This is a genomic window from Brumimicrobium salinarum (assembly GCF_002844555.1).
GTDB lineage: Bacteria > Bacteroidota > Bacteroidia > Flavobacteriales_D > Crocinitomicaceae > Brumimicrobium > Brumimicrobium salinarum.
This window is the reverse complement of the sequence record NZ_PJNI01000023.1, coordinates 17,817-39,198: the sequence shown is the minus strand read 5'-3', so window position 1 is coordinate 39,198 and position 21,382 is coordinate 17,817. Positions and strand designations below refer to the sequence as shown.

Sequence of the window (21,382 nt, the reverse complement as noted above, 5' to 3'; positions counted from 1 at the left end):
GCACCCTTTAGATTAATTCCTTACTTTCGTAAGGTAAAGATGCCCATGCTGGGCACACACAAAACCTAAACTGCATTAAAACGCAGTTTAGTCAAACCGTAAGCAATTTGAGAAATGAACAAATCACTTTTTATAATCGGAATTATTCTTTTGACTTTTAGCTGTAGTCAAAAAAAAGGAGATTATTATTTTGACTTCGACCAAGTTGACCATTATTCCATAAAAATAGACGAAAACGAATTGTTTGACCTTGAGGAAAAGAAAAATTTGACTCAAAACCAGCGACTGAAAATTGACATTATTGTTAATGACAAACCTGAAAAAATTTCAGATACTGCATTCATTCCTAAACTAACGAAAATTGGATTTACAAAAAACAAAGTATCTGAAAATGAACACGCTGAACTGAATGAAATATTTCGAGAAAAATCTCACGATGAAGTTTATGCACTTGCCTGTGTTCATGTCTATCGAGACATTCTGATTTTTAAAAAATCTGACTCAATAATCGGAATTGCAAAGGTATGTTTTGATTGTTTGGACAGTCAAATTCTTGGAACTGATGTTAACACAATGGAATTTGGACAATCTGGAGATTACGGAAAACTGAATAGATTATTAAATGAAAAAAAACTGTAGCCAACAACGTGTAAGCGCAATAACGGCTGAATTTCCTAATCGGAAATTCAACTCGTTTTGCTAAATTAGGTGCGTCAGCGGAAAGTACTCGCGCACTTTCCCGTTACTGACGCTTACACAAAACCGTTACAGCCAATTAACACCAAATGAGATTAATTTATATAACATTCTTAATATTTCTAGTCATAGGATGCCAAACTTCCAATAAGGAGGAGTTAATACGTGAAAAAAAAATCGAATCAATTTCGTTGTATAATGACAGTTTAACAGATAAAATTCTTAATTCAACGTTTACTAAATATGATGGAGAAACACATGATGGGATTCGGACATTGATCAATTTAAGAAAAATCAGAAAGTTGTATAAGTCTAAGTTGTTTGAGAATAGTGAAAATGATAATGCTCTTAAAGATATCTTAGACACGTATGTAAAAACAACTGCAATAGCATATGGTAACTACTATAAATTAGAACCAATTCTCGAGAAAGATTTAGATACATTTAATTTAAAACAAGTTATATCGAGTAATAAAAAACTTGAAAAATCATCAGTATCGTCTATAATTATTCAGTATTTCGACAAGATTAAGCACGTTAGCGACTATACAGATGCAATTGTATTTATTGAGGAGTTACATAAAGAACTGATCCGTTCAATCATTGACAGTAATTCGCTCACAGAATTTTCAGTTGATGACATCAATCATTTAGAGGCATCATTATCTGCAAATACTCGGATTTATTCGAATGATAGTGTTAAGATTTCTTTATTGATTAATGATAGCATAGAATGCAGGGAAACGATTTTTATCTGGAGAACTGACTCGGAGAGTGAAACAAGAAATAAATTTATAGGACGAAATTTAGTTGTATCAAAAAAACATGACACTATTTATGGGGAATCACCATTATACAAGAATGATACGGTTTATTGGAAGCCTTGGAAAACAACAGCTCTGATAAATTAATTAAATGGCTGTAATCGAGTAGACGGCTCCGCCAGCTAAGCTGACGGAGTGCGCCTGCAGACGCATCGGTGCAGCATCGTTCCGATCTCACACCACTCCCGAAACTTCGGGATACGGGTCTCGTATACGGCGGTTCGTACCTTGAAGGGTTAAGCGATAAATGACCGCCGAAGGCAGCAGCGGAGCTAACTTCCAACATTGCTACATAACCACGCTTCTTTAGCCTTGAAATAGTGATTACCTTCGGTGCTACTTCGTGGTGTTGTCCTTAGAATTGGACGTTTTTCATTTCTTGTATGTTTTTTATTGTATGAAAGCTTGCTCCGCAGGTGAGCAACTGCCCACCCTCCCATTATTCATTCTTGTTTATTTTTATTTGTATTCATGATTCACTTCGTTTAATTCGGGTGCGACTGTAAGCGTATGCATGGTCTTGGTCAATTCCTAATCGAATAAGATTCTTTCTCTTCCGTTCAGGGTTAGCTCACATCATTATTATTTTTTATTTGTGTTCGTGTTTTCCGCTACGCTCCAATTCTTCCAATGGTGCCAAATGCAATAGCGAAGTCGATTTACTCATTCTTTAATTTTGTTTTATTTGTATTCGTGATTCGCTTCGCTTAATTCGTAGCCATCCGTCAACATCTCTGAGTTTTCCTTTGATACTTGTTCCACGAAAATAGTTTAACCATCCACGTTGAAGTTAGCTTCGCTGCTGCCTTCGGCGGTCGTTAATCTTTTGGATACGCTCATCAAAGGTCATCGGAGTGGTTTTTCGGGTGAAGACTTTTAGTCGCTGTTTCAATCTTTTCCATGCTTTCTTCCCTACAACCAATTGGTATTTACCTTTATCTCCTTTCCTGTAAGTTGATTCAAATCCGAATCCCAATAGTTCAAATTGAACTGGTTTTCTAACTCCACTTTTTTATTCACTCTTATTGTTTTTTCAAAGGTGTTCATGAGATCGCTTCGCTAAGTTCACGATTTATGGTGAGTTTAAGCTTTGTTTTCAAAAACTTTTCAATGGCTTTTAGCGTTGCAGTTGCATGGCTTTTATACTGAGTATAAATGCTAAAATCATCTGCGTAGCGTACAAATCGGAGTTTGCGTCTTGTCAGTTCTTTATCCAACTCGTTGAGTAGAATATTAGACAATAACGGACTTATTGGAGAACCTTGTGGAACTCCCTTTACTCATTTCTTGTCTATTTTTTATAGGTATTCGTGAGGGCTTCGCCGTTCTTCGTTTATGTAATTTACCATAAATATACCAAGTCTTGGTATATTTATGGTAAATTAAAGATTATGGCAAAAAATACATCAATTTTGTTGGGTGATTATTTTGATAGTTTTATCAATCAACAAATCAAGACTGGAAAATACTCTTCAGTGAGTGAAGTTGTTAGAGCAGCTTTGAGAATGTTCGAGCACGAAGAAATTAAAAAGACCGAACTCGTAAAAGAACTAAAAAAAGGTGAAAAGTCTGGTTTTTTAGAGAATTTCGATAGAAATAGACTTTTGAATGACCTTCATCAAAATCATTTGACTGAATAATGGATTACAAGATCAGTCAAGAAGCTAATCAAGATATTAAAAACATTGGCTTTACACGTTTGAAAACTGGTCGCTCAAACAAGCGGACAGATATTTTAACTTAATAATGGACGAAATTGAATATTTAGCAAAAAATCCAGAATCGGGAAAAAATTATAGTCACGCAAAAAAAGTTATTTCTGTTCACTAATAAAATCGCATCTCATATTCTACAAAATCAACCGAAAATTAGAGAGCGTTGAAATCATTCGGATTTTACACCAAAAGAATGTCAAAATAACAGACAAAATGGAAAAGTTGAAATTGGAGATTTAAAGTTAACTACCGAAACCAGCATCAACGAAAGGTATATTTTCACTGTCGCTGGAATTGATGACTTCGAGCATGAAAGCAAAATTTACCAACTAAATAACAAAGGGAAATTAGAAAACGACGTTAAATCACAAAAGTCAAAACTTGAGAAATCAACTTCTTTTAGATTTTAGTCAAAAGTACAAATTAGAACTTAAAAAATTAAAGATTGAAAAGATTCAAAATGGAGTTCCAAGACTGTTTTATGACGGAAAAGATTTAGGATTGGTAATTTCTTTAACGCATTGTGGAGTTTTTGGGGGATTTAGTTATTGTCCTGAAATTCCAAATAAGAGATAAAACACCTTCAGTCTCCTTATTTCACTAAAGATCAATTAATAAGATCAACGTGTTTAAGCTATGTGTCTAATTTTAATCTTGTATTGGGTTTCAAAATGCCTCATTCTAACATTATTTCACATCTCTTAAATAAATTTTAGGCTATTGGAGATAGTAATGAATTACTTTAAGAAAAAGCAATTTATCAAACTATAAAAAGAACAATATAATGAAAGATTTAAGTAACAAAAAAGTAGCAATTTTAGTAACTGACGGATTTGAACAATCTGAATTCTCAGAACCAAAAGAAGCAGTTGAAAAAGCGGGTGCCACAACTCATGTGGTAAGTTTAGAAAAAGGAAAAATAAAATCGTGGACAGATGGAAACTGGGGTCAGGAATATGATGTTGATAAGACATTAGACGAAGTTTCAGTTTCGGACTATGATTCTTTGATTTTACCCGGCGGAGTGATCAATCCAGACTTGTTGAGAAACAACGAAAAAGCAGTCAACTTTGTAAGAGAATTTGCTGATCACAAAAAACCAATCGCGGCAATTTGTCATGGTCCATGGTTACTTGCTGAGGCTGGAATTTTAGAGGGAAGAAAAGTCACTTCTTATTCGAGTATCAAAACAGACTTAATCAATGCAGGAGCCAATTGGGTAGATGAAGAAGTTGTAGTCGATAAAGGTTTAACTACTTCAAGAAATCCAAACGATTTACCCGCATTTTGCAAAAAGTTAGTAGAAGAAACTGCCGAAGGAAAGCACAAAGAAATGGCGGAATCTGTATAGGATTTTATAACCAAATCACAAAATAAATTATTTACAAACGAATTTAAAACACAACAAACAATGTCAAACAAAAAACAAAGCGTTTTAGTAGCCGGTGCAAACGGAACAACAGGAAGAATCGTGATAGAGCTTTTAAAGAATTCTGAAGAGTATGAGCCCGTTGCTTTGGTGAGAAGTCCAGACCAACAAAAGAGTTTTGAGCAATATAATGTCTCCACAATTTTAGGAGACCTAGAAAGTGATTTATCGGATACAATTAAAAACACCGACAAAGCAATTTTCGCCGCTGGTTCGGGAGGAAAGAAAGTCAAAGAAGTGGATCAGGAAGGAGCGAAACATTTCATCGATGTTGTAAAAAATGCAGGAGCGAATAAATTTGTAATGTTAAGCTCTATGGGAGCCGACACGCCTTCTGTGATGCCAGAATTGGAAGAGTATCTTAAAGCCAAACAAAACGCTGACGATTACTTAAGAGAAAGTGGCATCAAACACACCATTGTTCGTCCAGGCGGATTAACAGACGAAAATGGAACAGGAAAAATTAAGTTACAGGAGAAAATGGAATCACCCGGCCAAATTCCTCGCGCAGATGTAGCTCAAACTTTAGTTTCCGCGCTTTCTGATGATGTTAGAAACAATGAAACATTTGAAATTATCAGTGGAGAAGATGAAATTGAAAAAGTCGTGAAGAGATAAAATTTATCGACAACAATTATTATAAAGGTGATGTATTGCGCATCGCCTTTTTTTATTGCAACATATTTATTCAAAACAACTGATAATTAGTATATTTAAGATTAAATCATAACTTTACGCAAGATTTAAAAACCAAAAACTATGAAAAATCTACTCAAATTTATCGGAATTGCTTTATTGACTTTCACCTTTGCATTTACTAATCATCCTCAGAAAACAATTGTGATTGATGTAAGTCATGGAGGAGATGATAACGGAGCTACTTTTGAAGATTTTACTGAAAAGGAAGTCGTTTTTGATATTGCTCAACGTGTAATTGAACTCAATAAAAATTCTGACATTAAAATTGTGTTGACCAGAAATTCAGATGATTTTCTTTCCTTAGAAGAACGTGCAAAAATGATTAATTCATTTCAACCTGATTTTGTAATTTCTCTTCACGCCAATCTGCATCCAAACAGCAATAAGAAAGGAACGGAGATTTACATTAGTGAAAACAATAAAGAGATAGAAAAATCAAAGCAATTAGCATTGAATATCTCAAACGTATTTGAAAATCAAAATCCCGTTATCAAAAATGCCAATTTTCAACTACTAAGAAATGTAGAATTTCCAATTGCATTATTAGAATTAGGTTTTCTTTCTAACAAAGATGACAGAGAGAAATTGACAAGCTCAAAAGGACAAATAGAATTGGCTGAATCAATTTTAAAGCTTTTAGAAAGAAAATAAATGCCATTCGATAATGCCTTATTCACTATTCCTATTCTAACGGGTTTAATATTCGTTATGGTCGGAATAATTATGTTGAAATTTCCACCAAAAAAAATCAATGGTTTATACGGATATAGAACAAGCAATTCCATGAAAAACAAAGAGCGATGGAGTTTTGCACAAAAGTACTCCGCTAAAGAATTCATAAAACTCGGTTTTCTATTGGCTTTATCTGGTCTTATAGGCTTGTTTATTCATCCCAGTGAGAATATCGCAACATTCATGGGACTGGGCTTAATGACTACTGCGGTAATTCTTTTGATTGTCAGAGTGGAAAAAGCTATAAAAGAACGGTTTGGAGATCATTAAGTACCCCTACAAATACAACCATGGCAAAACAGCTGAAGCCAAACCCAACAAAACAAGTGACAGCACTCCACCCACAATTAAAAAGTGTTTGAAACGATAAACGCCTAAACCATAAATAATGGCGTTGGTTTGATAGCCCATCGGTGTATAAAAACTGAAACTGCTTCCAAACATCACGGCATACAACATAGGTTTTGGATTAATATTCAGATTTGTTGCCACTACGATTACGATGGGCGCTAAGATTATAGCTGTGGCATTGTTGGACACAAATCCGCTCATTAACATCGTAAAAGCAAAAACAATGGACACCGTTACAGCGATAGGAACTGTTTCTAAAAGCGCAAATAAATGATCAGCGATATAAACATCAGTTCCTGTATTTTTCATGGCTACGCCCAATGGAATCATTCCTGCCAATAAGAAAATGACTTGCCAATTTATTCCTTCGTAAGCGTCTTTCAATTGAAGGCAACCAGTAAACAAGCATAAACCTACGCCTATCAAACAGCTTTTAAGTATGGAAAATGTGTTGGTGGCTGACAAAACAACAATCAACAAGACTGAAATCAAACAAATGACTTTTTTGTAATTAGGAATGGCTGGCGTAGAGAAAACGGTATTCGCAAACAATAAGTTTTTCTCTTGGGAAATCTTCTGAATTTCATTCAAGTCTCCTGTCAATAAAACACGATTCCCAGGAATTAAATGCTTCTTAGAGACAAATTTATTGAAATACAAACTGTGTTTTGAACGGTCTTTATCGCTACTCACACCTTTAACACGTACATTTTCAGACAAACTCGCATTGAATTGTTCTATAGTCATATTAGCATAAATAGAGTTAGGCAAAATGATAACTTCATGGTATTCATAAGACAATTGATCTTCGATTAATCTCTGATCAACGCCCAATAAACTGAGTCCCAATTTTTCAATATGTTCTTTTATGTCATCAATGGTAATGTCCAACCACAAAATATCATTTTCTTGAATTTGCACCGATTTTAAATCAGTTCCCAATCTTCTTTTTCCTCTTTGCAGTTTAAGCAGTCTGATGTCATTTTCATCCCACAATTCCGTTTCATAGGGCTTTTTTCCAACCAATCTTGAATCTTTGCGCACTTTAACGGCAGTAATGTATTCGTATTTATTGGCTAAATGCGCATCAGCATCCACCTTATCTTTTGGCAAGAAAAACCGCGCCAGTAAATAAATGATTGGAACGGTCACCGCTAAAAAAATGACGCCAGCAAGAGAAAATTCAAAGAAGTCAAAACTTCCAACACCACTTTCTCTGGAAATATCAGATACAATCAAATTGGTGCTCGTTCCCATTAAGGTTGCGCTTCCTCCTAAAATTCCAGCAAAGGAAATCGGCATAAGCACTTTGGAACGATCAATCCCTCCTTTCTTCCCTAGTTCATTCACCAATTTTATGAAGATGATGACGACTGCCGTTGTTGCTATAAAAGAAGACAAAACACCAACAGTTATCATTAAAATGGGCAAGAAAACCCATAGCGGATATTTGGTAATGGGAAATATTTTCTGTGCCATCAATGCGATAACACCATTCTTTTCCAATCCAACAGCGATAATCATCAAACACAGAATGGTCAGCACTGCATTGTCGGAGAATCCTGAAACGGCTTCTTCTGGAGTTACGATTCCAAAAATCAACAAACTGACCAGAATAAAAAAAGAAGTTTTGTCCACAGTAAATTTCTCGGTCACAAATAATATGAACGAGACAAGTATAATTCCAAGCACAATTCCTATGGACAAAGTCATAATGCAATGAAGATAAAAAAAGCTAATCGAAAACTAACAATTCTCTATAAATTTAACAGAATCGAAAGAAGATTTCATCCTTTAGTTTGGGGGAACCTCTTTTCGAAACAAAAGAAGAGCTCATTTTAAATATAAATAGTGTATTCAACGTCTACCTTGATCACTTTTTTCACCTTTTCATTATATTTACCAAAATATTCATACTCAAAATGAAGTACATACTAACATCTCTGCTTTTTATAATAAGCAACTTAACATTTAGTCAAACACAGACTAATTCTTCTATTGAGGCGATTATTCAAATGGGGCATTCCAAAACCGTTTCTGCATCCGACATTTCTCACAATGGCAAATACATAGCAACAGGAAGCATTGATCGGTCGATAATTATTTGGGATAAAAAGACAGGCAAAGAAATTAGAATTCTACACCATCATGTAAAAAGCATTACCGCACTTCATTTTAGTAAAGATGATCAATACATTTTATCGGCATCTAACGACAATACAGTGAAGTTAAGCGACATTGAAACAGGAGAGGTTATTCACACCTTTTTACATACCAAATACGACATAGCAAACGCGCTTTTTAACGGCGATGGTAGTAAAGTAATTATTTTCGACAAGAGACAGCACTTCTCTGTATGGGAAACAGCAACGGGTGAATTTGTGGGGTATTTCAAGAAGGACTATGCTACTTTCAACGACCCAAAGACAGTAAGTTTCAACGGTAACTTAGTCTTATCCAAAATTGATGACACCAAAGTTGCTTGTATTCGTCTTAAAACCAAAGACACTTTATTTACGCTTCCTTCCGCTAAAGCTTACACCTTAAATTTCAGCAACAACGAAAAACACATTGTCATTGGATCTTCACGTCTTTTCGCTACTGTTTTTGATGCTGAAACTGGAGATTCTTTACATTCAGTTTCAATTGTTAAAACTAGCGAATGCGATGGTTGCAAAACCCACGTTCTTATTTCCGATGATTCCAAAGCTGTATTCACGACCTCAAATAAAGGAGTTGGAAAATTATGGAACATTAAAACAGGAAGAGAAATAGCCGCTTTTAAAACCCCTACTAAATCCCCAAACACCATTGATTTTACCGAAAACAACAAACAAATAATGGTCAGTTATGACAAGGAGATAAGGTTTTACTCAACCTCCTCAGGAAACGAATTATTTAATCTTCCCGTCAAAGGCATAAATAATTTTAATATTCAAGTTAGAAACAACCAAATCGTTTTACCTGGTAAAAACTTCAGTGCAGAGGTTTGGTCTATTCCCTTAAAAACAGTTGTTAAAACGTATAAAGGCTACCTGAATCAAACCAAGTCAGATGGGTTAAGATTCAGCTACTCTTCTTGGATTGACGGTGCTATTTTACAGTATATTTCCTACCGTACACGTTTAGCACTTCATCCAAACAAGCACGAACTCATTATAGGAAAAGTAGATTCCTCGGCAATTGTCCTTAACCTTAGCACAGGAAAAAAGACAAAAACATTAACGGATGCAAGTAAAGCTATTTTTTGCCAAACGTTCAGCAAGGACGGGAAACTTCTTGCTGTGGCGGGTGGTGATAGAAAAATCAGGATTTACGATGCCACAACATATACCTTAAAACATATTTTGGTTGGTCACCAGGCATTAATATTTGACCTTCAATTTTCAAACAATTCAAATGTTATTTCTTCGGCAAGTTGGGACGGAACACTGCGCACTTGGGATATAAAAGAGGGTACGTGGACTTCTTACATTGAAATAAACAATGGCGCTCCTTATCTTGTGCGGTATTCTCCCAACGACCTATACCTTCTATCAGGAGATTTATATAAAAACATTGATTTTTGGGAAGCAGATACGCAAGAAAATTTCAGAACCTTAATCGGACATACAGAAACTATTTCAGGAATTGAATTTTCTAAAGATGGTCAATATTTAGTAAGTTCAAGTTGGGACGGGAAAATCAAGCTTTGGCATACACTTACAGGTATGCAAGTTGCGAAATTCAATGATAAAGGAGCTCCTGTTTATTCAGTTAATTTTTCCCCTGATCAAAAAAGTATTATTGCTGGACATGGTGATCGAAATATAAAGTTTTGGAACTTGGAGACAGGTAAACTGGAAAAACAGTTATCTGGCCATGTTAGTGCCGTCACAGATATTCAATTCACTAACGACGGAAATCTAATGGTTTCACGAGGAATGAATGGGGAGGTTATTGTATGGGATTATAAACAAAAAAAACAGTTGTATACGTATATCCCTATTAACCAAAACGATTGGATAATTACAACACCGAGCGGTCATTTTGATGGTTCTAAAAATGCGCTCCACCTTGTTAACTACGTTTCAGGAATGGAAGTTATTGCGCTTGAAGCTTTATTCGATAAGTATTACACACCAGGTCTTGCAATACAAGTAATGAACGGTGGCATCTTGAACGATACAGGCGAAAGTTTAAATACCTTAATAAAAAACCGTCCTGAGCTTGCATTTCAGTACTCTAACAGTACAAACAGATCAACTACAAAAGACGCGCAAGGAATGGTAGTGAGCAATACCCAAAACTTCTCAATTGATGTTACTATTCTTGGAGGAGGTGAAGACATTTCGGAGCTTAACCTTTACAATAATGGCAAACTAGTAGCACATAGAATTACAAGTCAAAACATTAATTTTAGAGGTGCAAAAAAAGTACGCAATCTTTTAAGGTTAAGTTAATCGATGGAATAAATACTTTAAAAGCAATTGCAAAGAGTGAGCGCAAAGTTGAATCAGATCCTATCACTTTGAACGTAAGGTTTGACGGTAAGGCAAATAGAGCGAATCTTCATATTCTTTCAGTAGGCATTAACACCTATAAGAACAGCAAATATAATTTAAGTTATGCCTCAAAAGACGCTCAAGAATTCTTAAAAGTGGTCTCCAAAGGAGGGCTGACACTATTTGATCAAATAAAGACCTACTCTCTAAAAGACAACAAAGCAACGAAGGATGAAATTCACTCTGTATTTGAAGAGCTAATTAGTAACATAAAGCCAAAAGATGTGTTTGTTTTTTATTATGCCGGGCACGGAGTAATGAGCACACCTGTAGAAACAGCAAAAGCCGACTTTTATATCATGACCCACAACATGACAAGCTTTTATGACGAAGGACTGTTAAAATCAGAAGGTATTTCTGCTACTGAACTACTTGAATTCTCTAAAAAAATATCTGCTCAAAAGCAATTATTTATCCTTGATGCTTGTCATTCGGGAGGAGCCTTGAATGTTTTAGCCACGAGAGGTGCTGACAATAGAGAAAAAGCGATTGCTCAGTTGGCTAGAAATACTGGAACATTCTTTTTAACAGCTTCGCAGGACATTCAGTATGCAAATGAATCCAGTGATTTAAAACATGGTCTTTTCACCTATGCTATTTTAGAGGTTCTGGACGGAAGAAGTTCTATCCTACAAATAGGACAGGACAAAAAAGTAACGGTAAATGAAATTAAAACTTACGTGGAAGAACGCGTTCCAGAGCTCTCAGAAAAATATCACGGAGGCGCACAGTATCCAACAAGTTATAGTTTCGGTCAAGATTTCCCTATTGTTTTGTTAAAATGAATTCTATAAACTAGACAAGCTATAAGCACTTCAATAGAATTATGTTATTTCTTTGTTTTTTTAAATTGAAACAAGAAAGTTTTATGCTTTCAAAAGCCACTCTATAGCGCTTTCCTCAGATACGAATGCTCCAAGTTTAACCGTGGGATCATAAACCGAATTATAATTAGCAACCTGCACTCTTGCAATAGGTGAATCAGTAATCATCGCGGCTTTTGTAGCAAAAATAGGATATTTTTTACTCATAAAGTCTAAATCATCTTTGCTAACGATTGCTGGTGTGTAAGTGTTGTCACATAGATAAAGTCGAGGAACTCCGTCTGTTATCTCAACAAATGCATCAAGCAAATCTTGAAGAACTTGAAGGTTAAATTCCTTAAAGGTAGCCACGTTAGGTCTAAAAATCAAAACATCATCAGACCTTAACTCTATTCTTCCGTGTACTATTTCTTTTACTTTTAGTAATTCAATATTTCTTTCCATAGCATGGGATTAGGTAATACTTTATGTAGTTAAAAATAGATATTCTTAAGGGTTATAGATACGCAAAACATTACCTCCATTATAATCAACGAGGTATGCTCTCAAGCCCCATTTTGAGTCGCCACTTAAAACTGAACCATCATATAGTGAAAATTGGACATCGGAACATGGATCATTGAGTACTAAAAAATTATCTTCATCGGTTGTTAGACCTTTTTCGCAATCTAAACTTCCTTCCGCTGGTGAATGTCTATCAAAAGCAACAAAGTTTTGCTGACTTTGTCGATAAATAACAACACCTTTAGAGCCTATACCAGACACATACGCCCAACCGCCAACACCTTGTAAATCTGAATAAGAGGGCAATGTCATATTAACATTTGCATCAAATGAAAAATAGGGAACAGGATGTTGCTTGTTCTTATTACACCCAAAAAGTGCTAAAATCATGGTGATAAATAAAATTTTTCGTACGTTCATTGTGTCATTACTTGTTAATTACGAATTTATGATAAAAAGAACAAATAACATAGTCATCTTATTGTTTATATTTTCTTATTTGCTAATTGGCTCATGTGCTTCATCAAATCCTGGAGCAACATACGCCACCGTTGAAGAAGCTGAGGCAGCGAGAGCTAAAGATAAAAAAGCCGCTGCAAAAGCACAAAAAAAAGCACAAAAAGAAAATGAAAAACGATATTGGAAAATGCAATCAAAAGCAGCAAAAAAGCGCATTCGAAAAACGCGACGAAGAAATAAAAAAGAAAAACGTAAAAAAAGAGGTTGTATTTTCTAAAGTTTCATTTGAAAGAAATCCTTTTCAGTAGCAAAATGCCACCTCTCATGATTTTCATGTAAAGAATGCAAATATTCTTGCTCAGCTTGCTTTGGTGTTGGAATTAAAATGGCTTTACTTCTCGTTTTTGTCAAATCCATTAATGTAGTGTAGCCACACCGACTCACAACCACCTCACTATCGTGAATTAAATTTGAAATTTCGGCAGGTTGTGGTGCAGAAATAAATGTTATTTTACCTGTATTTTCATTGCTTGTCAGCATACAACTTGGTGTTATAATTGCTGTTTTCTCGCTGATTCCTTTAAATTTAAGAAAAAGTAAATCAAATAATTGTTGTTGATATGGAGGTGGTCCACTGACAATTCCCAAATATGCAAACTTTGCATTTCCATTTCTGGATTGATGATTATTGGTGAAACGAGATTGAATTCCTATAAAGTGTTTGTTTTTAAAATTCCCATTAGACAGATTACCACTATAAACCTGATCTAATTCATCAGGAATCCATATTTCATCAAATTTTTTTAAGAACTTTCTATTCCATACTTGAGCAAGAAAACTCCAAGGAGCAGTTGGTAAAGATAATTGATGGGTGATGATAACGCTTTTTACGGTTTTGGAAATAAACCCATATCGTTGATCCGAAATAATTAAGTCTGGATTAAATTTTTCTACCCAATCTTGAACTTTATTTTTTTCAGAGGTCAAAAAATCGTGTAATGCTGGCATTTTTCGTAAAATATCTAAAGCCCATTTACCTTTACCTTTAAAATCAAATGGGTACCCTTGATGAGGGACATACCAAATTTCTGGAAAATATTGACGATAAATTACTTCTTGATTTTCATCACAGCAAATAATCACCTCGTTTCCTTGCGCTATGAGCTGCTTTATAATTGGAATTGTTCTGCATACATGACCTAACCCCCAATTCAAAGGACTCAATAAAATACGTAAATTATTTATGGAATTTATGGGCGTTTGATACACGTCAACTAGAAGATTTATATTTTTGTAGGTCTAAGTTAATAAATAATGGGTAAAAACAAGCTTTTTAAATTTGATCAGATTTCAAAAATGAATCATGTATTCGAACCGTCGGTTGATGATACGTTGAACCACAAGGTTGATTACAAAGGGAAGTGGCATTCAGAATATTTTGCAAATGACAACCCAATCGTTTTGGAATTAGGCTGTGGAAAAGGAGAATATGCGGTAGGTTTGGCTAGAAAGTATCCAAATAAGAACTTTGTTGCTGTTGATATCAAAGGAAACAGAATATATGTAGGTGCAAAACAAGCCCAAGACGAAGGTTTAACAAATATTATTTTTTTAAGGGCGAAAGTTGATTTTATTGAATACTATTTTGACAACAATGAAGTCGATGAAATTTGGTTGACTTTTTCTGATCCACAACCCAACAAACCCAATAAAAGATTAACCTCTCGTTCGTTTATTGAACGCTACAAGAAAATTTTAAAACCTAATGGAATCGTTCATCTAAAAACAGACAGCGATTTACTGTTTGAATCTACTGAAAATCAAATAAAAAAACATGGTTACGAATCTTTATTTTTAACTTGGGATATTTACGGAGATATAGAAAAACTAACAGCAGATGAACAAGAAATCTTAAACATAAAAACGCATTACGAACAATTGTTCAAGCAAAAAGGTGCTCAAATAAAATACTGTAAGTTTAAAATTCATTAATGATGAAAGTTGAAAAAATAAGCGATCAAACAAAAGACTTTTTTCAACGTGTTTTTGAAATTACCCGACTGATACCCAAGGGACGTGTCACAACGTATGGTAGCATAGCAAAAGCATTAGGAACAGCAAAATCTAGTAGAATGGTAGGCTGGGCTATGAATGCCTCTCACAGAGAAAAAAACATTCCTGCCCATCGAGTGGTAAATAGAAATGGTGTTTTGACTGGAAAAATGCATTTTACACCTCCTGAAGCCATGCAACAAAGGTTAGAAAAAGAAGGAATTACTGTTGTTGAGGACAAAATTGTTGATTTCAAAAAACATTATTGGGATCCCCAAACAGAACTTGGCAGTTAATGTCAACTATATGAAAAAACATCCGTACTTTTGATTTATGGTATTGATTACAGGTGGTACAGGTTTGTTGGGCAGTCATGTTTTGATAGAATTATGTCAAAAACATGAACAAATCACTGCTATTTACCGCAATAAATCTAAGATTGAAACAGTTAGGAAATGTTTCGAATATTATTTCAAAGAAGAAGCGATTAGTTTCTTCGAAAAGATTAATTGGGTAAAATGCGATATCTTAGACATTCCAGATTTAGCTGAAGTAATGATAGGACACGAGGAAATCTATCATTGTGCGGCAATTGTTTCTTTTAGTAAAAGAGATTTTCCACAAATGATGGAAATAAATCGTTATGGAACAGCAAACATGGTGAATATTGCACTCGATTTAAAAGTGAAGAAATTCTGTTTTGTGAGTTCAACTGCTGCAGTAGGCACAAAAGATATTCCCCCTGAAGTTGAAGTTGACGAACAAGGAAAGTGGATTCTTACCGATGAAACAAGTGGATATTCTGTAACAAAATACAGTGCTGAAAAAGAAGTTTGGAGAGGAATCAACGAGGGGTTAAATGCTGTAATTGTTAATCCAAGTGTGATTTTTGGAGCTGGTAATTGGGAAGAAAGTTCCATGAAGATATTTAAAACCATAGATAAAGGTCTAAAATTTTATTCGCCTGGAGCAAACGCCTTTGTCGATGCAAGAGACGTGGCAAAAATTATGGTTTCCTTAATGGAGCAAAATATTTTTAATGACCGATTCTTATGCATTGGAGAAAATGCAACTTTCAAACGTTTGTTTGATTTAATTGCCAAAGAACTTAAGCAAAAACCACCCAATAAAAAGGTTAATCCAATTTTAATGGGAATTACGTGGCGACTTTCTGTTTTGTGGGGAGTTTTAACATTTTCAAAACCTCTAATCACAAAATCTGCGGCGCATAATGCCTTTAATACCACAAAGTACAGCAATCAAAAAATTAAAGACAGGATTGACCACTCTTTCTTCACGCTAGAAGAAACTGTTGCTAATGCAGTTAGGGGAAGAATTCGCTAAATTGCGTTAAAATTCACTTTCCAGCAAATTAATACATTGCAACACATTCAGATTTTATCTATTATTGTGTTGATTTTATGACAAAACTGTTCAACAACATATCTTTTCGTAAATTAATTTTACCTGTAATGCTTTTGGTTTTGGCATGGGCATTATATGCTTTTCCCATGGTGAGTGAAGTTGCTGCAGGAGTAGCTATTCTACTATTTGGTATCATCATGCTGGAGGATGGATTTAATGCTTTTGTGCAAGGTCCACTCGAACGTATGCTCAAAAAAATGAGCAAAAGTGTGCGTCGATCATTTGGTTTTGGCTTTATAAGCACAGCTGTTTTGCAGTCTAGTGCATTAATTAGTGTTGTTGCTATTTCATTTTTAAGTGCAGGACTCATTTCTTTAAAATCTGGAATAGCCGTGGGATTCGGAGCAAATTTAGGAACAACCTCTACTGCCTGGTTGGTTTCCACGTTAGGATTTAAACTCGATATAACAGCTTTCGTTTTTCCTATGTTGGCCTTTGGTATTTTATTCGCCTTACAGAAAAACAATGCTTTGAGAGGTTTTGGGTTTGCTTTGGCAGGACTTGGTTTTTTCTTTTTAGGAATTGAATACATGCAAACTGGTTTTGAGCGTTTCAAAGACGATTTTGACTTAACCAGTTATGCACAAGAAGGTTACTTGGGAGTATTTACTTTTGCTGTTATAGGAATTCTACTCACTGTGGTTTTTCAGTCCGGAAGTGCAGTAATCGTACTTGTTTTAACCATGCTACAAACCGGACAACTAGAATATTTCAATGCTTTGGCTATTGTAATAGGTGCGAATATTGGAAATGTAATCACGATGGTAATTGGTGCAATTAGTGCCAGTACTGATGGAAAAAGATTGGCTGGCGCACAAGTTATCTTTAAAGTCGTCACAGGATTGGTATGTCTATTAGCTATTTTTCAATTGGCTGATTTTGTAGACTTTTTAGCAACTATTTTTAATGTTGATACCAATAATTATGCAATAAAACTGTCCCTATTCCACACTTTATTTAACCTCATCGGATGTCTACTCACCCTACCATTCCTTAAAAATATTATTCGTTTACTTAAAAAAGTAATCCCTAGCAAAAGTCAAAGCAATTTTGAGATTGAAAAACCTAAATACCTCAATAAAAGTATACTAAAATATCCCCAATCAACCATTAAAGCATTATTAGATGAAAGTACTTATTTGTATGAAAAAACAACATTTACGATTGTTGCCAAAGGATTAAATCTGGATCCAAAGGCTATTCGTAGTGAGCTACCTTTAGAAGAGGTGTTAAAAGAGAATGAAGAGATTGTTTTTGATATTGATGTTGAGGAAATGTATTATTCCAAGGTTAAAATAATTTATGGGAAAATCTTAAAATACGCCACTTTATCTGAAAGTGAATTTGCACTCACACCTCCACTACTTTCTGCTTTTGCAAGGGTAAAAGATGCGAGTAGAAACCAAGTAGTAATCATTAAAAATATGCGTGGTGTGCATAAAAACGTAAAGGAATTCTTGCGTTCAGAAAACAGTTATATCAAAGAGGAATATGAAGCCATGCGAAAATTCGTTGCCGAAACACTCCGTGAAATATACATGCTTAAGAAGGATCCAAATGCCCAAACCATTCAATCAAATATCAAAGAATTAAAAAGTGAAGCAAATACCCGTGATCTGTTATTGAGTGGAAAGTTTGAATATTTAATTCGCGAACATAAAATTTCTAGTAGCATGGCTTCTTCATTAGCCAACGACAGTACCAACGTGAATAATGTGATTCTAAAAATGATTGAATCTGCTGAATTACTCTATATCGAAAGTGACTACTTATTACAACTTGCAGAAGAACTGTAGAGCAAACAATATTTTTTTGAACTAGAATAATAAACCAAGCTACTCACTTACTTTTTTCAACTCAATTGTGGTTGTATACAGTAAATAGCCTTCTACTTTCTCAAATCCCATAGCAACGAGGTTTTTACAATAATTCAACACCTGTGTGTTATGTTTATTTAATGGTTTTCCCGTTTTAAAATCAACCACCCAAGCATTTTTACCAGATACAAATATTTTGTCAGGGCGTTTGGTTTCTCGTTCATTTATCAAGATGCCTTGTTCATCTAAGACCTGTTCTGCATTTTGAACAAAATCTTGTTTGTCTAACAATTCATAAGTCGATGTTGCGGTTTTGCGCAATTCAGGAATCCATTTGGAAGTTATTTCACCCGAAACCGCCAAATGATTAAGCGCTGTTTCAACTGTATCATCACTTTTTACCATTGAAAGTAACAAATGGAGTTCGGAGCCATATTGCCGTTCCTCCTCAAGCTGCTCATTTTCGAGTGCTTCGTCATCTTGCAAGGTTAATTCTGGAAACCACAGAAAATCTTTTAAATCGTTTGGATAAAAATTATGATCGGCTGTCTCTCCTTTCTTCTGAGTTTTTTCAACAGGAAGCTCCTCTCCTACCTGCAATGAAGTTTCTGTTTTCTCAATTAAATCGTCATTTTCCCAAGCTGCAGTTGTCAATGCTACTGGTTGATTAATTTGTGAGAAAAAGCCATCACTACGACTTGGCTGTTTCGTTTCTGTTAATACATATAAACGCTCACTAGGTCGTGTAAAGGCAACATATAAAATATTTAACTCGTCCAGTAATAATTGATCGTACTCCTTTTTATAAGCCACAGACATATATGAAGGCACATCATTTTTACTTAGCTTAGAAAATAAAACAACATCTTCTTCCGCTTTCACAAAATGATGGTTATTACTTGTTTTAATCTTCCAACTCAATCGTGGAAGAATGACAACAGGAAACTCTAAACCTTTAGATTTATGAATGGTCATTATTTTTATTGCCTCCTTATTTTCAGGCATTTGAATAGTACTATTCTTAAGTTTCTTCTCCCATTCTTCAATAAACCCACGAATGTCTGGACCGTATTTTAAATCATAATTTTGAAATAACTCCAACAAATGATGCAAGTAAGGATTTTTCAACTCATTCAACCCTATTAAATCAATAAAGGACTCTCCCAATCCGTATAAATTTTCATAAGGAAAGAAAAGAGTTTCCATGGTTTCAAATTCATTACGGACAAAAGATTCAAAATCAAAATCGCCCACTTTATTGGCTTTCCAAAATTGACTTAGCTCGATAATCGGGTCTTTTTTCTTCTGACGATAAAAAGTAGTCGCAAACTTCACTTGTGTGGTTTTGTTTCCACTATTTCTTCTCAAGTTTAAATAATCAATACACAAACCTACCGACGCATCCGAAGACACCAACAAACTGTCTGAACTTACGATTTTATACCCTTTATTTGCTTCTATTAAATCTTTTGCATATCGTGTCCCCTCTTTTCTTCCGCGCGTTAAAACACAGATGTCACCAGGATCAAAACCATCTGCAATGCATTGTTCTACTTTTTCGAGCAAAAAAGCACGCTCCATTTCAACGAGTTCGTCTTTTGTGGCTTTTTCAATAAAATCTATATTAACAAAACCGCCTTCGTCTCCTTTAGCGTTTTGGCGAATATCCTCATAATATGCATTGAAATGTTCAGGCATATTTTTCAACAAACGTTCGAAAAATGAATTATTAAAATCAACAATATTTTTTCTTGAGCGATAATTGTCTTCCAGAGAAACTTTTCTTCCCATTTGAAGAAAATAGTTCGACAATTGCGCAAAATTTTGATCATTTTCAGGATTATAAATAGCTGGAAGTTTCACAAATTGCTCTACTAATCCATTTCTAAAGCGATATATTGCTTGTTTTGGATCACCTACAATTAAATTCTCATAATTATTAGCTATAGACTCATGCACCAGTGGTATTAAATTAACCCATTGCAAACGACTCGTATCTTGAAATTCGTCCAATAAATAATGGTTGTAGCGATTACCTAGGCGTTCATAAATGTAAGGTGCATTTTCTTTTTTTAATAATTCAGCTATGCGTTGACCAAATTCAAAAATTCCAATGATATTTTTCTTTTCTTTAAATTCATTCAGCTCTTTGGCTATATGCTTTAATAATGCCAAATTATAAAAATTAGTTTTAATTTTTGTAAGTGTGTAGACACGCTCAGAGACTTCAGACTCCATTGCAAAAAGTGCTCCCATCATTTCCATGAGTTGACCATCTACATTGTGATTTTCTTTTACATTGTCTCCATCTAAAGTTTGCTTAATCTTTTTACTTGGTGGTTTAGCGTCTCTAATTTGACGTGATGGAAGCTTTTCCAAAACGCCATAAATTCCAGTCGATTTACTGGGATAATCCTCCGCCGTTGTATTTAAAGATTGAAAATATTCATAAATCGATAAACATTTTTGTGTATGCTGACGCTCTATTGATTGTAATTCTTCTTTAATTTCAGCATAGGTTGTCTCATCAAATTTCTTCTTTAATAATTCTTGAATGTAAACTTGATCTTTTTCGTTGGTTAGGACTTTACTAAATTCAACTAAACTTCCTCTAAAATTCCATTTATCACCCTCTTCTGCATTACTTTTCGCATATGCTAATGCCAGTTGAGTCACTTCTTGTTCATCAGGCTGACCAATTTTTGACATCAACTCATCAATCACCTGTTCTAAGAGTAAGTTTTGATCTAAGGTCACTTCAAAATCTTCTTGCAAATCTAAATCACGGCTAAATGTTCTAATCAAACGCAAACTAAACTTATCAATGGTCAGGATATTAAAATCTTCATAGTGATGTAAAATTTCAGAAAGTACTCGTTTTGCCCTATTTTGAATTGTTTTCTCTGTCAGCTCTGTAGTAACCATTGTAGCCCCTAAAAGCTGTTTTGCTTTTTTAGTTTCTTGCGCAGTTTCTCTCAATGGATAAGCTAACCAATCTAAAGCTTGAATGACCCTCTCCTTCATTTCCCAAGCAGCTTTATTGGTAAATGTCATGGCCAAAACCTTACTGAAGTTTTTTGGTGAAACGTGATTGGCTAAGGTTAATTTTAAATAATTCTGCACCAAAGAAAAGGTTTTTCCACTTCCTGCCGAGGCACTATAAACGATTAAAGGTTTGTCGATTTTATCCTGCATAATTTAAAGATACAAAAAGCCAACTATTTTACTATTGATTTCGTTATTTATTTGTGAAATCAGATTAAATTGTTTGTGACAAAAGTTACCGATAAAGCACTGCATCATATCAAAAC

The 21,382-nt window shown here is 34.7% G+C and carries 22 protein-coding genes; 15 read left to right on the top strand and 7 right to left on the bottom strand.

Translation table 11 applies throughout. The features are described from left to right. Positions 1–114: 114 nt before the first annotated feature. Together CW751_RS14415 and CW751_RS14410 are read left to right on the top strand one after the other, a co-directional pair. Complete coding sequence (locus CW751_RS14415; RefSeq protein ID WP_101335730.1) at positions 115–639, top strand: hypothetical protein; 525 nt, start codon at positions 115–117, stop codon at positions 637–639. Between the two features lie 248 nt (positions 640–887). After that, the gene (locus CW751_RS14410; RefSeq protein ID WP_133122239.1) at positions 888–1,607 is read left to right on the top strand and encodes a hypothetical protein; all 720 of its coding nucleotides are present in this window, start codon (positions 888–890) and stop codon (positions 1,605–1,607) included. Positions 1,608–2,310: 703 nt separating this feature from the next. On the opposite strand, the gene CW751_RS15760 is transcribed toward CW751_RS14410, so the two are convergent. Both CW751_RS15760 and CW751_RS15755 read right to left on the bottom strand, forming a co-directional pair. Beyond that, a complete protein-coding gene (locus CW751_RS15760) occupies positions 2,311–2,496 on the bottom strand; it encodes a hypothetical protein (protein WP_240612590.1) in 186 nt (61 codons plus the stop codon). Between the two features lie 67 nt (positions 2,497–2,563). Next, positions 2,564–2,737 (bottom strand): hypothetical protein, encoded by a 174-nt coding sequence (locus CW751_RS15755; protein ID WP_240612591.1) that lies wholly within the window; start codon positions 2,735–2,737, stop codon positions 2,564–2,566. Positions 2,738–2,911: 174 nt separating this feature from the next. Here CW751_RS15755 and CW751_RS14400 point away from each other — a divergent pair, with 174 nt between their 5' ends. The 6 genes from CW751_RS14400 to CW751_RS14370 all read left to right on the top strand — a co-directional run bounded on the left by CW751_RS14400 (position 2,912) and on the right by CW751_RS14370 (position 6,365). After that, the gene (locus CW751_RS14400; RefSeq protein WP_101335728.1) at positions 2,912–3,160 is read left to right on the top strand and encodes a type II toxin-antitoxin system ParD family antitoxin; all 249 of its coding nucleotides are present in this window, start codon (positions 2,912–2,914) and stop codon (positions 3,158–3,160) included. Between the two features lie 456 nt (positions 3,161–3,616). Continuing rightward, on the top strand, positions 3,617–3,811 hold the full coding sequence (locus tag CW751_RS14390; RefSeq protein ID WP_101335727.1) for a hypothetical protein: 195 nt from the start codon (positions 3,617–3,619) through the stop codon (positions 3,809–3,811). A gap of 208 nt (positions 3,812–4,019) precedes the next feature. Beyond that, positions 4,020–4,586: a type 1 glutamine amidotransferase domain-containing protein gene (locus CW751_RS14385; RefSeq protein ID WP_101335726.1), complete on the top strand. Its 567-nt coding sequence runs from the start codon at positions 4,020–4,022 to the stop codon at positions 4,584–4,586. Positions 4,587–4,646: 60 nt separating this feature from the next. Continuing rightward, the gene (locus CW751_RS14380; RefSeq protein WP_101335725.1) at positions 4,647–5,282 is read left to right on the top strand and encodes an SDR family oxidoreductase; all 636 of its coding nucleotides are present in this window, start codon (positions 4,647–4,649) and stop codon (positions 5,280–5,282) included. 141 nt (positions 5,283–5,423) lie between these two features. Further along, complete coding sequence (locus tag CW751_RS14375; protein WP_101335724.1) at positions 5,424–6,014, top strand: N-acetylmuramoyl-L-alanine amidase family protein; 591 nt, start codon at positions 5,424–5,426, stop codon at positions 6,012–6,014. Further along, positions 6,015–6,365 carry an SdpI family protein gene (locus tag CW751_RS14370; RefSeq protein WP_101335723.1) on the top strand — a complete coding sequence of 117 codons (351 nt, stop codon included), beginning with the start codon at positions 6,015–6,017 and terminating at the stop codon, positions 6,363–6,365. It abuts the gene before it with no gap. 6 nt (positions 6,366–6,371) lie between these two features. On the opposite strand, the gene CW751_RS14365 is transcribed toward CW751_RS14370, so the two are convergent. Next, on the bottom strand, positions 6,372–8,159 hold the full coding sequence (locus CW751_RS14365; protein WP_101335722.1) for an SLC13 family permease: 1,788 nt from the start codon (positions 8,157–8,159) through the stop codon (positions 6,372–6,374). A 209-nt stretch (positions 8,160–8,368) separates the two neighbouring features. Here CW751_RS14365 and CW751_RS14360 point away from each other — a divergent pair, with 209 nt between their 5' ends. Together CW751_RS14360 and CW751_RS14355 are read left to right on the top strand one after the other, a co-directional pair. After that, on the top strand, positions 8,369–10,888 hold the full coding sequence (locus tag CW751_RS14360; RefSeq protein WP_101335721.1) for a WD40 repeat domain-containing protein: 2,520 nt from the start codon (positions 8,369–8,371) through the stop codon (positions 10,886–10,888). A 68-nt stretch (positions 10,889–10,956) separates the two neighbouring features. Continuing rightward, the gene (locus tag CW751_RS14355) at positions 10,957–11,775 is read left to right on the top strand and encodes a caspase family protein (protein WP_165779323.1); all 819 of its coding nucleotides are present in this window, start codon (positions 10,957–10,959) and stop codon (positions 11,773–11,775) included. Positions 11,776–11,856: 81 nt separating this feature from the next. Here CW751_RS14355 and CW751_RS14350 read toward each other — a convergent pair whose 3' ends face one another. Next, positions 11,857–12,258: a DUF7793 family protein gene (locus tag CW751_RS14350; RefSeq protein ID WP_101335719.1), complete on the bottom strand. Its 402-nt coding sequence runs from the start codon at positions 12,256–12,258 to the stop codon at positions 11,857–11,859. Positions 12,259–12,303: 45 nt separating this feature from the next. Then, entirely contained in the window at positions 12,304–12,738 is a 435-nt protein-coding gene (locus tag CW751_RS14345) for a nitrite reductase (NAD(P)H) small subunit (protein WP_101335718.1), read from the bottom strand. Positions 12,739–12,766: 28 nt separating this feature from the next. Here CW751_RS14345 and CW751_RS14340 point away from each other — a divergent pair, with 28 nt between their 5' ends. Next, a complete protein-coding gene (locus CW751_RS14340) occupies positions 12,767–13,054 on the top strand; it encodes a hypothetical protein (protein ID WP_133122238.1) in 288 nt (95 codons plus the stop codon). On the opposite strand, the gene CW751_RS14335 is transcribed toward CW751_RS14340, so the two are convergent. Next, positions 13,051–14,046, bottom strand: coding sequence for a glycosyltransferase (locus CW751_RS14335; RefSeq protein WP_133122237.1), 996 nt, complete (start codon positions 14,044–14,046; stop codon positions 13,051–13,053). The two genes, CW751_RS14340 and CW751_RS14335, sit on opposite strands and share 4 nt — an antisense overlap. Before the next feature lie 45 nt (positions 14,047–14,091). On the opposite strand from CW751_RS14335, the gene trmB reads away from it, so the two are divergent. From trmB to CW751_RS14315, 4 genes are all read left to right on the top strand, one after another. Next, positions 14,092–14,769, top strand: a complete 678-nt coding sequence (trmB, locus tag CW751_RS14330) for a tRNA (guanosine(46)-N7)-methyltransferase TrmB (RefSeq protein WP_101335715.1) — start codon at positions 14,092–14,094, stop codon at positions 14,767–14,769. Further along, entirely contained in the window at positions 14,769–15,125 is a 357-nt protein-coding gene (locus CW751_RS14325; protein WP_240612588.1) for an MGMT family protein, read from the top strand. Before trmB ends, CW751_RS14325 begins: the two co-directional genes overlap by 1 nt. A gap of 37 nt (positions 15,126–15,162) precedes the next feature. Beyond that, positions 15,163–16,173 (top strand): NAD-dependent epimerase/dehydratase family protein, encoded by a 1,011-nt coding sequence (locus CW751_RS14320; protein ID WP_101335713.1) that lies wholly within the window; start codon positions 15,163–15,165, stop codon positions 16,171–16,173. Positions 16,174–16,250: 77 nt separating this feature from the next. Then, positions 16,251–18,050, top strand: coding sequence for a Na/Pi cotransporter family protein (locus CW751_RS14315; protein WP_205677844.1), 1,800 nt, complete (start codon positions 16,251–16,253; stop codon positions 18,048–18,050). Between the two features lie 39 nt (positions 18,051–18,089). On the opposite strand, the gene CW751_RS14310 is transcribed toward CW751_RS14315, so the two are convergent. Continuing rightward, positions 18,090–21,266 carry a UvrD-helicase domain-containing protein gene (locus CW751_RS14310; protein WP_101335712.1) on the bottom strand — a complete coding sequence of 1,059 codons (3,177 nt, stop codon included), beginning with the start codon at positions 21,264–21,266 and terminating at the stop codon, positions 18,090–18,092. Positions 21,267–21,382 lie beyond the last annotated feature (116 nt).

Bases quoted from the DNA above. Each gene is read 5' to 3' on its own strand.
- CW751_RS14415 (WP_101335730.1), top strand. From the start codon at position 115: ATGAACAAATCACTTTTTATAATCGGAATTATTCTTTTGACTTTTAGC.
- CW751_RS14400 (WP_101335728.1), top strand. From the start codon at position 2,912: ATGGCAAAAAATACATCAATTTTGTTGGGTGATTATTTTGATAGTTTT.
- CW751_RS14385 (WP_101335726.1), top strand. From the start codon at position 4,020: ATGAAAGATTTAAGTAACAAAAAAGTAGCAATTTTAGTAACTGACGGA.
- CW751_RS14380 (WP_101335725.1), top strand. From the start codon at position 4,647: ATGTCAAACAAAAAACAAAGCGTTTTAGTAGCCGGTGCAAACGGAACA.
- CW751_RS14375 (WP_101335724.1), top strand. From the start codon at position 5,424: ATGAAAAATCTACTCAAATTTATCGGAATTGCTTTATTGACTTTCACC.
- CW751_RS14370 (WP_101335723.1), top strand. From the start codon at position 6,015: ATGCCATTCGATAATGCCTTATTCACTATTCCTATTCTAACGGGTTTA.
- CW751_RS14365 (WP_101335722.1), bottom strand. From the start codon at position 8,159: ATGACTTTGTCCATAGGAATTGTGCTTGGAATTATACTTGTCTCGTTC.
- CW751_RS14360 (WP_101335721.1), top strand. From the start codon at position 8,369: ATGAAGTACATACTAACATCTCTGCTTTTTATAATAAGCAACTTAACA.
- CW751_RS14350 (WP_101335719.1), bottom strand. From the start codon at position 12,258: ATGGAAAGAAATATTGAATTACTAAAAGTAAAAGAAATAGTACACGGA.
- CW751_RS14345 (WP_101335718.1), bottom strand. From the start codon at position 12,738: ATGAACGTACGAAAAATTTTATTTATCACCATGATTTTAGCACTTTTT.
- CW751_RS14340 (WP_133122238.1), top strand. From the start codon at position 12,767: ATGATAAAAAGAACAAATAACATAGTCATCTTATTGTTTATATTTTCT.
- trmB (WP_101335715.1), top strand. From the start codon at position 14,092: ATGGGTAAAAACAAGCTTTTTAAATTTGATCAGATTTCAAAAATGAAT.
- CW751_RS14325 (WP_240612588.1), top strand. From the start codon at position 14,769: ATGATGAAAGTTGAAAAAATAAGCGATCAAACAAAAGACTTTTTTCAA.
- CW751_RS14320 (WP_101335713.1), top strand. From the start codon at position 15,163: ATGGTATTGATTACAGGTGGTACAGGTTTGTTGGGCAGTCATGTTTTG.
- CW751_RS14315 (WP_205677844.1), top strand. From the start codon at position 16,251: ATGACAAAACTGTTCAACAACATATCTTTTCGTAAATTAATTTTACCT.
- CW751_RS14310 (WP_101335712.1), bottom strand. From the start codon at position 21,266: ATGCAGGATAAAATCGACAAACCTTTAATCGTTTATAGTGCCTCGGCA.